Origin of the sequence: Sphingomonas sp. LH128 (genome assembly GCF_000293195.2) — a bacterium.
GTDB classification, from domain to species: domain Bacteria; phylum Pseudomonadota; class Alphaproteobacteria; order Sphingomonadales; family Sphingomonadaceae; genus Novosphingobium; species Novosphingobium resinovorum_A.
The window spans coordinates 1-14,229 of the sequence record NZ_ALVC01000006.1; the positions used below are offsets into that span (position 1 = coordinate 1).

Annotated in this window: 11 protein-coding genes and 3 pseudogenes; 10 read left to right on the plus strand and 4 right to left on the minus strand. The window is 59.3% G+C overall.

The window, feature by feature from the left end; all coding sequences use genetic code 11:
* Window positions 1-344 precede the first annotated feature (344 nt).
* The 3 genes from LH128_RS32930 to LH128_RS31095 all read left to right on the plus strand — a co-directional run bounded on the left by LH128_RS32930 (window position 345) and on the right by LH128_RS31095 (window position 2,889).
* Window positions 345-1,115, plus strand: coding sequence for a hypothetical protein (locus tag LH128_RS32930; RefSeq protein ID WP_327195009.1), 771 nt, complete (start codon window positions 345-347; stop codon window positions 1,113-1,115).
* Window positions 1,116-1,243: 128 nt separating this feature from the next.
* On the plus strand, window positions 1,244-2,170 hold the full coding sequence (locus tag LH128_RS00790) for a dCTP deaminase (protein WP_008827659.1): 927 nt from the start codon (window positions 1,244-1,246) through the stop codon (window positions 2,168-2,170).
* Entirely contained in the window at window positions 2,170-2,889 is a 720-nt protein-coding gene (locus LH128_RS31095) for a class I SAM-dependent methyltransferase (protein WP_008827660.1), read from the plus strand. Before LH128_RS00790 ends, LH128_RS31095 begins: the two co-directional genes overlap by 1 nt.
* Before the next feature lie 218 nt (window positions 2,890-3,107).
* Here the strand turns inward: LH128_RS31095 and arsH are convergent, their stop codons facing one another.
* The 3 genes and pseudogenes from arsH to LH128_RS31710 all read right to left on the minus strand — a co-directional run.
* Window positions 3,108-3,854, minus strand: coding sequence for an arsenical resistance protein ArsH (gene arsH / locus LH128_RS00800; protein ID WP_008827661.1), 747 nt, complete (start codon window positions 3,852-3,854; stop codon window positions 3,108-3,110).
* A pseudogene (locus LH128_RS00805) lies at window positions 3,851-4,450 on the minus strand (arsenic resistance protein); the annotation flags it as partial. The pseudogene LH128_RS00805 and the gene arsH, both read right to left, overlap by 4 nt.
* A gap of 58 nt (window positions 4,451-4,508) precedes the next feature.
* A pseudogene (locus LH128_RS31710) lies at window positions 4,509-4,742 on the minus strand (transposase); the annotation flags it as partial.
* A gap of 769 nt (window positions 4,743-5,511) precedes the next feature.
* Here LH128_RS31710 and LH128_RS31715 point away from each other — a divergent pair.
* Window positions 5,512-5,877 (plus strand): annotated as a pseudogene (locus LH128_RS31715) (transposase); the annotation flags it as partial.
* On the opposite strand, the gene LH128_RS00815 reads toward LH128_RS31715, so the two are convergent.
* Window positions 5,854-6,783, minus strand: a complete 930-nt coding sequence (locus LH128_RS00815; RefSeq protein WP_024018977.1) for a DMT family transporter — start codon at window positions 6,781-6,783, stop codon at window positions 5,854-5,856. The pseudogene LH128_RS31715 and the gene LH128_RS00815 sit on opposite strands and share 24 nt — an antisense overlap.
* A 137-nt stretch (window positions 6,784-6,920) precedes the next feature.
* Here LH128_RS00815 and LH128_RS00820 point away from each other — a divergent pair, with 137 nt between their 5' ends.
* From LH128_RS00820 to LH128_RS00845, 6 genes are all read left to right on the plus strand, one after another.
* Entirely contained in the window at window positions 6,921-8,300 is a 1,380-nt protein-coding gene (locus LH128_RS00820) for an aromatic ring-hydroxylating oxygenase subunit alpha (protein ID WP_008827665.1), read from the plus strand.
* Window positions 8,301-8,325: 25 nt separating this feature from the next.
* The gene (locus LH128_RS00825) at window positions 8,326-8,850 is read left to right on the plus strand and encodes an aromatic-ring-hydroxylating dioxygenase subunit beta (RefSeq protein WP_008827666.1); all 525 of its coding nucleotides are present in this window, start codon (window positions 8,326-8,328) and stop codon (window positions 8,848-8,850) included.
* Between the two features lie 42 nt (window positions 8,851-8,892).
* Complete coding sequence (locus LH128_RS00830; RefSeq protein ID WP_008827667.1) at window positions 8,893-9,990, plus strand: NAD(P)-dependent alcohol dehydrogenase; 1,098 nt, start codon at window positions 8,893-8,895, stop codon at window positions 9,988-9,990.
* 72 nt (window positions 9,991-10,062) lie between these two features.
* On the plus strand, window positions 10,063-12,729 hold the full coding sequence (ppdK, locus tag LH128_RS00835; protein WP_008827668.1) for a pyruvate, phosphate dikinase: 2,667 nt from the start codon (window positions 10,063-10,065) through the stop codon (window positions 12,727-12,729).
* Window positions 12,686-13,744 (plus strand): dihydrodipicolinate synthase family protein, encoded by a 1,059-nt coding sequence (locus LH128_RS00840; protein ID WP_232307698.1) that lies wholly within the window; start codon window positions 12,686-12,688, stop codon window positions 13,742-13,744. The genes ppdK and LH128_RS00840 overlap by 44 nt, the downstream gene beginning before the upstream one ends.
* Before the next feature lie 25 nt (window positions 13,745-13,769).
* The coding region (locus LH128_RS00845) for a 2-dehydropantoate 2-reductase (protein WP_008827670.1) at window positions 13,770-14,229 on the plus strand (460 nt) is incomplete at its 3' end.

The following is a 14,229-nucleotide window of genomic DNA, read 5'->3' on the forward strand; positions in this document are numbered from 1 at the left end:
AACCAACCTTCCAGTAATCTCGAGCCCGTTGCCCATGGCCGGCGCTCCCGCGATTACGTCATGTTCGTGCAATGGTCGACACCTGCTGAACCGGACGGTCCGCACCTGGGAGCGTGAAATTGACTGCTGAATGACCGGCAAGGGTCGAGGTCGGCGGAATTTGGGACTTTGCCGGTGATTCCATATAGCGCTGATCATGCGGCAGCTCTCATGACAAGCAGACATCCAGCGCGATGATACTGCGGCCTGATATAAGAAGAGACAAGGCCGGGAGGAAACTGTCGGATTCAGAGGGGTAAGAAACGCACTTGCGGCAATCCTGTAATACGGATACTTTATGATTTGTGTTACAGATTGGATGCGGCATGGGGACATTGAACGTGCGGGTGCCTTCTGATGCTGAAGGCTGGCTTGATGCCTTTGCAAAAGGGCGTGGTTTAACGAAGTCGGATATTGTGCGTGAGGCGATTGCTGCTTTCCAGTCCAGCTACGAAAATTCCACTGGAACGGAGCAGGAGGATAGTAATTCGATGACTGCCGTCCAGTGCGCGAGATTGAGCGGCATGCTTGAGCGTGAAGAACCCATCGTCGATGAAATGGTCTGGGGGGAGGCGCGGCGCGGTTTTAAAAGGTTTTGTTTTCCGGCTGACTTTCGGCGGTCGCAAAGGGAAAAAATCCGCCCAGCGTTTGACTCGTTCGCTATGAATTTCAATCGCTTGCCTAAGCGAACAGGATGGCACCTGAGGATAGGCGAGGCTTGCCCTGGCCCGCAGATCGTTTCGCATGTGCTAAACGGGGATGTTGAGTTTTATTCGTCGGCTCCAATTGGCCAGTTCGAACCAGTAGAAAATTTATACTTCTCGTGGAATGAGGGAATTATTCGACGAGAGAATATTTTTGACCCGCGATTTTCAATTATGCCCGACGCTGTCAATTTAAAACTGATACCAACAATTGTGCGAAACTCGGGTGATATTTTTCAGGGCCACCCATTTAGCCTTGAGGATCTTTCATCTCACCGGATTTATGATCTCTTACTCGAAGCATTCGATATCATAACCAAAGACTTGCATGATCGGTTTCGGCCTAACTCGACTAATGTCTTAGCCAGCTAATTAATTGATGTTAATACACTTTTAGGCGCGTCTTGCCTCTGCGACGGCTTGGCTCCTATCGCTTCACTTGACGCCACCACCATACGCCACGCCATTCAATCCCTGGCGTGACATGAGGAAGTCTCGACGTGACTGTGCTATCAGATTCCCAGATCCGCGAGCAAATGCGGACCGGCATGCTAGTGCCGCATGGCGACACGATGAGGGCGCAGGAGTGCTCCTACTCCTTCCTGCCAGGCAGGGGCTTCGTCGCCGGAGACGATCACGAACCAGTCGAGTTTGAAACGTCCGGCGGGCCTACGAGCATCACAGTCGAGCCCGGCAAAATGGTTTGGATCAGGACGAGCGACAGCGTGAAGCTCCCTGAAAACATAGTCGGTTTCTGGTGGCAGACAAACACCCTCTCCCGGAAGGGCCTCATGCTGGTCAATATGAGCATGGTGGAGCCCGGCTACACCGGTGATCTGGCTTGCCTCTTCGTCAATTTCGGGAACGGAAAGATCATCATCGAACCGGACACCGTGATTGCCAAGATGGTATTCATGGAGATACGTGGCTCGGTCGACCATCCATTTGAGTCCGAAACCACTACCAGGCAGTATGACTCTAAGCTGCGCGAGCTCGCGGTAAATCAACCGGGATCTTTCCTGCAGATCGGCGACTTGGCCACCAACCTCGCAAAGCAGCGCGACGAGGCAATCGCCGAGATCAAGCTCGCCGGTGCTGATGCCAAGGCAGAGGCGACGCGGGAGTTCACCCTCGCTCAGAGCGAAGCCATAAATCAGTTCAAGGAGGACGCGCCTAAGGCAGCGCTTAAGGCCCTGAGCTGGGCGGCAGCGGGTTTGTTCATCCTCACCCTCGCCAACTTCGGCGCGACATGGCTTAAGGACGAGGGGTTTAATGACCGACGGGAAGTCGCGAGGGAGGAAGCCGAGAAGGTCGTGAAGGATCGGATCACGCTGAACGCCGCACCGGCTTCCACAGAGGCCGTCGCGCTCCGCAGGCAAGTTGAGACGCTTAATGCGCGCCTTGCCAAGCTCGAGAAGGCTAAGTAATGACCATCGAGCGCCCGACCGACGCGACTGTATTTCCGATGGCCGCCGAGGCGGCCTACGATCTCTCAGCTCCGTACTACGACAGCTGGTCTTGGCAGGGGTTTTGGCGTGATCACGAATATCCCTCAATAAAGGCCATTCTAGAGCGAGCGCGACGAACCCGCGGTCGCCCGCTTTCGCTTCTCGATGTTGGGTGTGGAACAGGTTGGTATCTGCAGCAGTTCGCCGACTTATGTGGTGAGCAGATCGGTGTCGATCTCAGCGACGGAATGCTGGCTATCGCGCGCCACAGGCTCCCCACGGCATTGCTCATCAAGTCCGATGCGAGAAGACTGTCTTTCCCGCTCCATCGATTTGACGCCGTGCTGTGCACTCGCGTGCTGTCTCACATGCAGGAGATTGAAACTGCGATCAAAGAAATGCGCCGGGTGCTAATTTCTGGGGGAACTATCGTCCTCTCAGATGTGGACGCAACTCACGACTACCAGCACACGCGACTTCCTGTCGCTTTAGGCCATGTTTTTGCCCAAACCTACAAACATGACCGTACCGCGGTGTTCGAAGCGGTCGAGCGGCTTGGCTTCGTGCCTGACGCATCGTTCCTGATCCGACGCGACGGCAGTGTCGAGCAACTGCGACGCAGGGGGCAGAAGCACCACCCCTCGCCCGTTGCCGGCTGGATAGCCTCGTGGCGCCGGTCGTCCGACATCCGATGCTGATCCACTGTCGCCGAGTAGCGGTTTATTAGCCTACGTCGAATTATGCGGAGTGGCGAAAAGAAAGCCGCGCAGGTGACCGGTGCTTTGTCGCCGCGAGCTGACGTTCGCTGGGGCGGGCCCAATCGACTGGGGCTGGTCGCGAGCTGCCGGAATCGGACGGTCCGCATCTAGGAACTGAGATTCGGCGCCTGAACGGCCACAAAGGGTCGACCGCGGAATCAGGACTGGCCTGCTATCGCTATAGCAGAAAGGTCCGCAGTGGCGTCGATAGGCGCACCAGCCTCCTTCCGTTCAGAGTATCGGTCAACGAGCTGCGCCGCATGCGGCCGCATCAGCACCGTGAAGCGCACCAGTTCCTCCATAACGTCGACGATGCGCTCGTAATAAGTGGACGCTCGCATCCGTCCGTCCTCATCGAACTCCTTGTAGGCCATCGCGACTGAGGACTGGTTAGGGATCGTGAACATCCGCATCCATCGGCCGAGCAGGCGTAGCGAGTTGACGGCATTGAAAGATTGCGAGCCGCCGGACACCTGCATGACCGCAAGCGTTCGCCCCTGCGTCGGCCGCATCCCGCGCATCTGAAGCGGCAGATGGTCGATCTGCGTCTTCATGATGCCGCTGATTTGGCCGTGCCGCTCCGGGCGGCACCAGACCATGCCTTCCGACCACAGCGCATGTTCACGCATCTCATGCACCGCCGGGTGGTCGTCTCCTGCCACCTGATCGGGTAGTGGCAAGTCGCTGGGATCGAAAATCCGGGTCTCGGCGCCGAAGAACTGCAGCAGGCGCGCCGCCTCTTCCACGGCGAGGCGCGAAAACGAGCGTTCTCGCAGCGAGCCGTAGAGCAGCAGAATGCGTGGAGGCGGTTGGTCTGGGCCAAGGCCAGTCGCTGGGCGAGCCAGCGCGAAAGCCTTGTCCAAAGTAGAAAGATGATCAGGGGCGGCGAGTTCACGCAGTCTCATGCGGGAATACCTTTCTCGTACCAGGGGCGGGTCCGCTTCACCAAGGCGACGATCGACAGCATCACCGGCACTTCGACCAGTACGCCCACGACCGTTGCCAGCGCGGCGCCGGAACTGAGGCCAAAGAGGCTGATGGCGGCGGCCACAGCCAGTTCGAAGAAATTGGAAGCTCCGATTAGCGCCGAAGGGCCGGCGACGCACCATGCCACGCCGAAACGGCGACTGAGCCAATAGGCGATGCCGGCATTGAGATAGACCTGAAACAGGATCGGCACGGCAATAAGTGCGATCACCAGCGGTTGCCGGATGATCTTTTCGCCTTGGAAGCCAAACAGCAGCCCCAGCGTCAAGAGCAGGCTCGAAAGGCTGATCGGGCCAATGGCGGACAGGAAGCGCTGAAGCCGCTTCTCGCCGCCGCGAAGGAGAGCGCGACGGAGCAGTTGCGAGATGACGACTGGGACGACGATGTAGAGTCCCACCGACAGCGCCAACGTGCTCCACGGCACGGTGATCGATGCCGCGCCCAGTAGCAGACCCACCAGCGGCGCGAAGGCAAAGACCATGATCAGGTCGTTCAGCGCCACTTGGCTCCCCGCCCTTGGTGGACCCGACGAACATCCAGTTGCGGCGCCCCAGAGCAACGCCGCGCAGGGCAGTCGACACCGGAGGAAAGCATTTTGGTAGAAGTCGCCACGCACACCCGCTCGCGGCTATATACAACATCGCATTGAGGACTTCGCGCATGTCTGCCGTTCGAGGTCGGCCTCCGCGCCTTGCTGGAGGCACGAATGGCGCTGCCAACGCCCGCTCAACATCGGTCAAATCCGATGGATATCGCAGTCCCTCCCGGCTATGCTCGCGCCGGGCAATACCAGTCCATGTCACCATTCACTTCATCTCTTCGCAAAGAGGCGTGAATCACAACATGCTGGTATTGCTCAACAACTTTCGGATCGGGCTCTGAAATATGCTTTGATATCAGCATAGCCAATTGCGGTCCTCTCGATGCAATTAGCGGCGGCGGTTCTTATCGCGTGCCTCCGGCGCCGGAGGCACGCAGCCGATTTCATTGTCCATCGATCCCCCGTCTTGATCAGATCTGCGACGAGCTGGCGCGACGCCTCCCCAATCGTTCCTACCATTCGCGCGCTCTCGCCCCGATCGCGCGCGGTCTTCATGGCCCCGTCGCCAATCGCCTGAGCAGGCGCAAGGCGGGGACCCGGCGGCACTCGACCCTTGGCTATCTCAGCCCCATAGATTTCGAACGGGAAGCTGGCGTAGCCTGGTTGAACCTATCTCGGTGTCCGCCAAACCGGCAGCCCGCTCGGTAGCAGTAGTCGTCACCGGCGAAGCGTCGAGCGATCCCGCTGAGACGGGAGCCGCGGGCGTGGTGAAGCTCCTCGATCAGCTCGCCGGATACGCCAGGGTAATAGACGCGCCTGCTCCGCGACGCGTCCGCTCATCGCGCGGTTCGCGCGTGTACTTCTCTGTAATGACTTCAACGCCGCCGACGCCGCCATGAAGGCGCGGCTTGGAAGCGACGTGCCAACGCCTTCAGTTTTAGTCCCAAGGAGATCGTCCGGTTCATCAAATCTCGGCCTAATTCCAGCCACGCGCTGGACGAGGCGAATGGGCGCGCTGTCTGGCCGCAAGCCCTGGCCGGACACTCGCCTTGCTGGTCCATAGCGCTGAGGTGCAGGATCGCGATGGCGCTGTGCCGCTGCTCAAGCAATCGCGCCAGCGCCACCCTTGCGTTGAACATATCTTCGCCGACAGCGCCTACAACAGCGATCGCGTCCGCAACGCTACCGCCATGACCGTCGAAATCGTCCGGAAATTCGCCGATCAGACCGGCTTCGTCGTCCATCCAAGGCGATGGGTCGTCGAGCGGAACTTCGCATGGAGCAATCGAAACCGACGCCTCGCCAAGGACTTTGAGCGAACCATAAATTCCGCGACTGCTCTGCTATACGCCGCAGCAGCCAGGGCCTCATTGACCTTATGTCTTGACCCGACGCGATAAGAGGATTGATGCAACCACCAACAGCGAACCGATTAGGTGGTATTTTGCGAACCGTTCTCCAAGCAGAGGTACGGCCATCAGGACCCCGAGCACCGATGGCAGGTTCATGTAGACCCCCGCGCGGCCCGAGCCGACCAAGGCGACCGCGCGATTGAACAGCGCGTAGGACAGCAGCGAAGGAAATATCCCGATATAGAGCAGCGATGCGAGCGCAGCAGGTGAAGCCACGGTCAGGCCAGCCCACCAGAGGTGCCAGGCATAGGGCACACTCAAAGCCGCGATCCCGACCCCGAACAGGACAGCCAGCAAACTGAGGTGGTGCATCGCCGGTGCGCGGCGCAGGAAGGTGGCATAGGCGGAATAGAGAAAAACCGCAATGATGGCGAGCAGATCGCCTCGGTTCAGCGCATCCCAGCGCAGATAGTCGGGATGCCCCTTGGTCATGATCCACGCGATTCCGGTGATCGAAAGGAGTGCGCAAACGAGGAGGATCGGGCGCACCCTCTCCCGAAACAGCACAACTGGCATGAGCAGGGTCATCACCGGCATGGTCGATTGCAACAGAAGATTGTTGGTCGCGGTGGTGAACTGCAGGCTTTGATAGACGAGAAAAGAAAACAGCCCCACCCCTACAGCCCCGAGGAGCCCAAGGAACCGCCAGCCGCCAACAATGGCGGGCAGGTCGTCGCGGAGGTGCCGCCAAGCGAAAGGGAGCACGAAGACCAGCGCCACCACCCACCGCCAGAACGCCAGAGTCACAGGTGAGAGCAAGTCCTTGGCCGCCCGCCCGACGATCGGATTCAGGGCCCAAAAGAACGAGGCCAGACACAGCAATAGGGCTGGTGATTGCCAGAGCCTGGACCCAAGACCAAGGATGCTGGACGTGTTGCTATCGGCATCTTGCAACCTAACATTCTCCCCACAAACGCCCCTTGAGAATCGTCCTTGCGCCAACGGTAGGTTTTGCATATGGTGCATCGCGTTGCATGTATAGCACGAATCGACTATGCGGCACTCGTAACAAAAAGCATGGGAGCGATGCGATGAATGGATCGTCGGCACTCGTCGATAACGCCGGTGCGAGCCAGTCTCGCCGGGTGTTCTGGGATCAAGATGTCTATCAGCTGGAGCTGGAGCGAATATTCTCGCGATGCTGGCTCATGCTCGGGCATGATTCGCTAGTTCCCAAACCGGGCGACTTCATTACGACGTACATGGCAGAAGACCGTGTCATCTTGTCGCGGCAGCCGGACGGTTCGCTGAAGGCGTTCATCAATTCCTGCACGCACCGCGGCAACCAGATCTGTCATGCTGACAGCGGCAGCGCCAAGGCGTTCGTGTGCAATTATCATGGTTGGGTTTTCGGTCAGGATGGTTCGCTCGTCGATGTTCCGATGGAAGAGCGGTGCTATCACAGCGATCTCGACAAATCCAAGCTAGGGCTCGCGCCGATCCGGGTCGAAACTTACAAGGGCTTCATCTTCGGCTGCCATGATCCCGAAGCGCCATCGCTTGAGGACTATCTGGGGGACTTCTGCTGGTACCTCGATACGATCTGGGACGGTCCGGACGGTGGTCTGGAACTGGTCGGGCCGCCGTTGAAAAGCACCCTCGCCTGCAATTGGAAAGTCCCGACCGAGAACTTCGTCGGCGATGGGTATCACGTGGGCTGGACGCATGCCGCCGCTCTCCAGATGATCGGGGGCGAGCTGGCTGGCCTGTCGGGCAATCGCGCCGACATGCCGTTTGACGACCTTGGTCTGCAATTCACCATGCGGCATGGCCACGGGTTTGGCCTGATCGATAATGCGGCGACTGCGATCCACGTCAAGCGCGACGGGTACGTCAAATATCTCGAGCAGACGCGGGGCGGAATTCGCGAAAAATTCGGGCCGGAGCGCGAACGGCTCTATGTCGGTCACTGGAATACGTCGATCTTCCCCAACTGTTCGTTCCTCTACGGAACCAACACCTTCAAGATCTGGCATCCGCGCGGGCCGCATGAAATCGAGGTCTGGACCTATACCATGGTGCCGAAGAATGCCGACACCGAAACTAAGCGGTCGATCCAGCGCGAAGCGATCCGTTCATTTGGTACGGCGGGAACGCTCGAAAGCGACGATGGCGAAAACATGTCGTCGGCCACCTACAACAACAACGGTATCATCACCCGAAAGGGGCGGATGAATTCGAGCATGGGCAAGGACCGCGAAGGGCCGCACCCCGTCTATCCAGGAATTGTCGGGGTCAGCTTCATCGGCGAAACCTCGTATCGAGGCTTTTATCGTTTCTGGCAAGAAATTCTCGATGCGCCAGATTGGGCCGCCATCCGGGCCAATGACGATACCTGGGATGCAATGTGGACCAACCGTAATTTCTGGCCTGAACGTCTGTCGGCGAAGCAAGCCGAGCCGCAAGACTGATCCCGACAGCAATCTGGACCGCAAGATGACCGAAACACGCAAGCCCGTAGGCATGGAACTGCATCATGCCATCGTCAGTCACTATTCCGCCGAGGTGCGGATGTTGCAAAACCAGCAATATCGCCAATGGTTCGATACTGTAATCGCCGAAGATATCCATTACTGGATGCCAGTTTACGAACAGCGGTTTGCACGTGACCGCCGCCCGGATCCAACCCCGGGGGATGCCGCAATCTACAACGATGACTATGCCGAGCTGCAGCAGCGGGTCGACCGGTTGCTGACGGGCCAGGTATGGATGGAAGATCCGCCATCACGAATCCGCTATTTCGTTACCAATGTCGAAGCATTCGAAATTGCACCGTTTGAATTCGAGGTGTTCTCCAATGTTCTGGTGCACCGCAATCGCCGACAGAGCGAAGTTTACGTGCACACGCTGGGACGCGAAGACAAGCTGCGGAAAACAGACAGCGGCTTCAAGGTATTCAGCAGGAAGCTGAATATCGACGCGCGCGTCGTGCAGGACAAGAATCTCTATTTCTTCGCATAAGCAAATTCGATCAAATAGAAATCAGGAAACGGGAGAGAAATAATGGACGCATACGCGGCAATTATTGAGCGTCAGGGTGGTGAATTCGTTCTGGATAACGTCTCAATCGAGGATCCGCGCGACGGCGAAGTGCTGGTCAAGGTTGCTGCAGCTGGCATGTGTCATACCGACCTGACGGTTCGCGATCAATATTACCCGACGCCGCTGCCGGCGGTGCTGGGCCATGAAGGTTCGGGCGTTGTCGAAAAGGTCGGACGCGGCGTGACCACTGTCAAGCCAGGCGACAAGGTCGTGCTCTCCTTCAGCTATTGCGGCACCTGTCCATCGTGCCTCAAGGGGCATCAGGCCTACTGTCCGAGCCTGTTCCCGCTCAATTTCATGGGCCGCCGCCTGGATGGTTCGACGCCGATTACCCGCCACGGCCAAGAGGTCAACGCCTGCTTCTTCGGGCAATCCTCGTTCGCGACCTATTCGATCGCGTCGGAAAACAACTGCGTCAAGGTTGCCGACGACGCACAGATCGAACTTTTGGGCCCACTGGGCTGCGGCATCCAGACCGGGGCGGGCAGCATCCTCAATGCGCTTTGTCCCGAACCTGGCTCCTCGATCGCGATCTTCGGGGCCGGGTCGGTGGGCCTCAGCGCAGTGATGGCCGCCAAGGCCTCGGGCTGCCTCAAGATCATCGCGGTTGACCGCAACGCAGGCCGCTTGGAACTGGCGCGTGAACTGGGCGCCACCGATGTGATCGACGCCAACACGGTCAACGCTCAGGAAGCGATCGTCGCGATGACCGGTGGCGGCGCCGACTATGCCATGGATACTACCGCCATTCCAGCGGTGCTGCGCTCGGCGGTGGACAGCACGCACAACATGGGTGAAACCGCAGTGGTCGGCGGGGCGAAGCTGGGCACCGAATTTTCGCTAGACATGAACAACATGCTGTTTGGCCGCAAGTTGCGTGGCGTAGTCGAAGGATCGAGCACCCCGCAGGTCTTCATCCCGCAACTGATTGCGATGCAGAAGGCCGGGCTGTTCCCGTTCGAGAAGCTCTGCACCTTCTATGATCTCGACCAGATCAACCAGGCCGTCGAGGATACCGAAAAGACCGGCAAGGCGATCAAGGCCATTCTCAAAATGTAGATCGCTTCTGGGGCGGCGCACCAATCGAATTGCGCCGCCTTGGACCTGCACCTGAACCTCAGGAATTTAACAATGTCGAGTGTGTTTCCCTTCGGTTCCGGCGTTCTGGTCGCAGGTCAGATTGACCTCGACAAGCGCGTCCTGGGCGGGAAGGGGGCCAACCTCGCCGAGATGGCGCGGATCGGGCTGCCCGTCCCGCCTGGATTCACGATCTCCGCCGGCGAATGCCTCGCTTATCTTGACCACGGCAGAGCTTCACTTGATCGCATCCGCGATGAGGTTTCGGCTGCTTTGGGGCTGGTCGAACGGGCGACGGGCAAGACGTTCGGCAATCCTCGCGATCCCCTGCTGGTCTCGGTGCGTTCGGGAGCGCGGGTATCCATGCCGGGGATGATGGACACGATCCTCAACCTTGGCATCAATGATGCGACCGTCACCGGCCTGGGCCAGTCCTCCGGGGATGAGCGGTTCGCGCTCGACAGTTATCGCCGCTTCATCCAGATGTATTCCAGTGTCGTGCTCGAAATCGAGCATGGCGTATTCGAGGCAGCCCTTGACCGCATCAAGGAAGATCGCGGCGTCGATGAGGATATCGATCTTCGAGTGGACGATCTGCGCGGCCTGATCGCGACCTTCAAGGATCTCGTGCTTGCCCATCACGGCGCGGCCTTTCCTCAGGATGTACATGAACAACTCTGGACGGCAATCGAGGCGGTGTTCCTCTCATGGGACTCACCGCGAGCCAAGGTCTACCGGCGCCTGAACGATATCCCCGGAGATTGGGGCACGGCGGTTAACGTCCAGGCCATGGTGTTCGGAAATCTTGGCGAGACCAGCGCTACCGGTGTCGCCTTTACCCGCAACCCTGCAACCGGCGAGAAGGCCTACTACGGCGAATGGCTGGCCAACGCCCAGGGTGAGGATGTTGTCGCCGGCATCCGCACGCCCCAGTATCTGACCAGGGCTGCCCGCGAAGCCGCAGGTGCGCGGCTTCCCTCAATGCAGGAAGCGATGCCGAAGGCCTATGCTCAACTTGCTGAGGTGTTCGAACTGCTGGAGCGCCACTATCGCGACATGCAGGACATCGAATTCACAGTCGAACGCGGCAGGCTCTACCTCCTTCAGACCCGTTCGGGCAAGCGCACTGCCATGGCCGCGCTCAAGATTGCCGTCGACATGGTCGAAGAGAGCCTGGTCGACGAAGTGACCGCGCTGCTCCGCCTCGACCCGGCCTCGCTCGACCAGTTGCTTCACCCCTCGCTCGATCCGAATGCGCCGCGGGTGCTGCTCGGAAAGGGTTTGCCTGCCTCGCCCGGGGCAGCCTCGGGGGGTGTGGTATTCGATGCGGAAACAGCGGAACGGTGGGCCGAATTTGGAGAGAAGGTCATCCTCGTCAGGCATGAGACGTCGCCTGACGACATCCATGGCATGCACGTCGCAACCGGCATTCTGACGGCGCGCGGCGGCATGACCAGCCACGCGGCCGTGGTCGCGCGGGGTATGGGCCGGCCATGCGTGGCGGGCACCGCCAGTCTCAAGATCGACCCGGTCGCGCGGGTCGCCGAGATCGGCGGCCAGCGGCTCGAAGAGGGCGCATTCATTACGATCGACGGTTCGACCGGCGAAGTGTTCCTGGGCGAACTACCGACAATCCAGCCCAAACTTTCGGGCGATTTCGCAACGGTGATGGCATGGGCTGACAAGCATCGCCGCCTGAAGGTTCGGACCAACGCGGAAACCCCGCTCGATTGCGAAATGGCCCGCCGGTTCGGGGCCGAAGGGGTCGGGCTTTGCCGAACCGAGCACATGTTCTTCGATGAAAGTCGGATCCTCGCTATGCGGCAGATGATCCTGGCCGACAGCGAAAAGGAACGACGCTCCGCGCTCGACCAGCTTTTGCCCGAACAGCGCGCCGACTTCCGACGAATCTTCGAGATCATGGAAGGCTTGCCAGTCACCATCCGCCTCCTCGATCCGCCGCTGCACGAGTTTCTGCCGCATACGGATAGCGAGTTCACCGAGCTTTCGCGGGCGATGGGTATTGACGTGGAGCAGGTTCGGAATCGCGCAATCGAATTGGCGGAAACCAACCCCATGCTGGGGCATCGAGGCTGCCGACTTGGCGTGGTCTATCCCGAAATATACGAAATCCAGGCTCGCGCGATTTTCGAGGCTGCGCTCGAAGTCGCGGGCGAGGCGGGCATGGCGGTCTGTCCCGAAATCATGATCCCGCTGGTCGGATTGCCGCGTGAACTCGAATCACTGAAGGATACCCTGTACAGGGTAGCTGAAGTCGTGTTCGCCGAAAAAGGCGAGCGGATCGCCTTTAGCGTTGGCACCATGATCGAGCTGCCGCGGGCAGCCCTGGTTGCCGACGAAATCGCTGCAAGCGGGGAATTCTTCTCGTTCGGAACCAATGATCTGACCCAGACTACGCTGGGCATCAGCCGCGACGATGCGGCGCGTTTCCTGGGTGCTTATGTGGAAAAAGGCATTATCGCCAAGGACCCGTTCGTCACTCTCGATATCGAAGGGGTCGGCAAGCTGATCGAAATGGCATCGCGCAAAGGGCGCGAAACTCGGCCCGACCTTAAACTGGGGATCTGCGGCGAGCACGGCGGCGATCCGGCCACGATCGCTTTCTGTGAGGAGATCGGGTTGGACTATGTCAGCGCATCGCCTTTCCGGGTGCCGATTGCCCGACTGGCTGCGGCCCAGGCGGCGCTGGCGCCTTCATGAACGGCAGATGCAAGCTGAAATTCTGAACCAAATCGAGATGAGGTGCACATCAATGGAATATGATCGTAAGGACGCCAAGGCTTGGGCTACGAAGACCGTCAGGGGCTTCTATCAGTGTCCGATTACCCCGATGACCGCCGATTACAAGTTCGATGTGGACGGTATCCGCTACAACATCGATAAATATGTCGAAATGGGCGTAGATGGCTTGGCCGTCGGCGGGTTCATCTCCGAATGTTGGAACGTCTCAGCGTCAGACTGGTTTCGCTATCACGAGATCGTCGCCGAGGCGAATGCCGGGCGGCTCGATCTGTGGACCATCGTGCTCGATCCCAGCGTCTATACCGCGATCGAGAAGATGCAGTTCGTCGAGAAGCTCGGGTATAACGGGGCTGAGGTGATCAACCCGGTTGTGCAGCTCAAGCGCGACGACGAAATCTATGCCTGGTTCAAGTTCCTGACCGACAACACCGATCTGGCCGTCTGCCTCTACCGGACCCCGGTTTCGGGAACCGTGCTGAGCTGGGACCTGATGCGCCGCCTGGCCGATATCGATACCGTGATCGGCGTCAAACAAGGTGCCATGAGCCGTGCCGAGACAATCAAAATCCGCCAGCTAATGCCCGAAGGCTTCAACACGATGGAGCCATTCGAATACTTCTTCCTCGACGATCTGCGTCTTGGCGGCACCGTTTGCTGGGGTGAATTGTCTTACATGCTGTACGGCAAGAAGCGCCATTTCGCCAAGGAATACATCCGCCTGGCGCATGAAGGAAAATGGGAGGAAGCGCGGGCCGCTTCCGATCAGCTCAGCGAAGTCCGCGAATTCTATCACGACAACTTCCTGTGGGATATCGCCCGCACCGCGACCTATGCCAGCGCACTTGCCAATGTGAAGGCCTGGTACGAAGCGATTGGCCTCAAGGCTGGCCCGATCCTGCCGCCGGTGGCTGATGTGACGCCGGAAAAGAAAGAGCAGATCAGGGCCAAGCTGGTCGAACTGGGCATTGCCTGAGCCGAACCAACGGGAATCCCAAAGCATGTCCAAGCAATTGCATTTCTGTTTCCACGGTGCCGGCGGGCTAGGCTCGGTCATCGGCGGATTCCTGGCGCGCGGCGGCCACAAGGTCACGCTGATTGCGCGCAAGCCCCATGTCGAGGCGATCCGCCGGGATGGCCTGAGTATTTCGGGTGTGCGGGCGCAATTCGTCCAGCGCGAAAACCTCTTCGCGGTCGAAACGCCCGAGGAGGTTGAAGGCGACATCGACTATTACATCCTGCTGACCAAGGCCAAGGGTACCGATCAGGCGCTGGCCGATGCGCAGGTGTTGGTCGATCGCACCGCTTGCGCGCTGACTTTGCAGAACGGCGTGGGCAAGGAAGGCAAACTCCAGGCCGCGTTTGGCAAGGACAAGGTGATCGGCGGCTCGATCATGGACGGGGCGACCCTGCTCGAACCGGGCAAGGCGCTCAATCACATGGCGGTTCCCGTCACCGCCT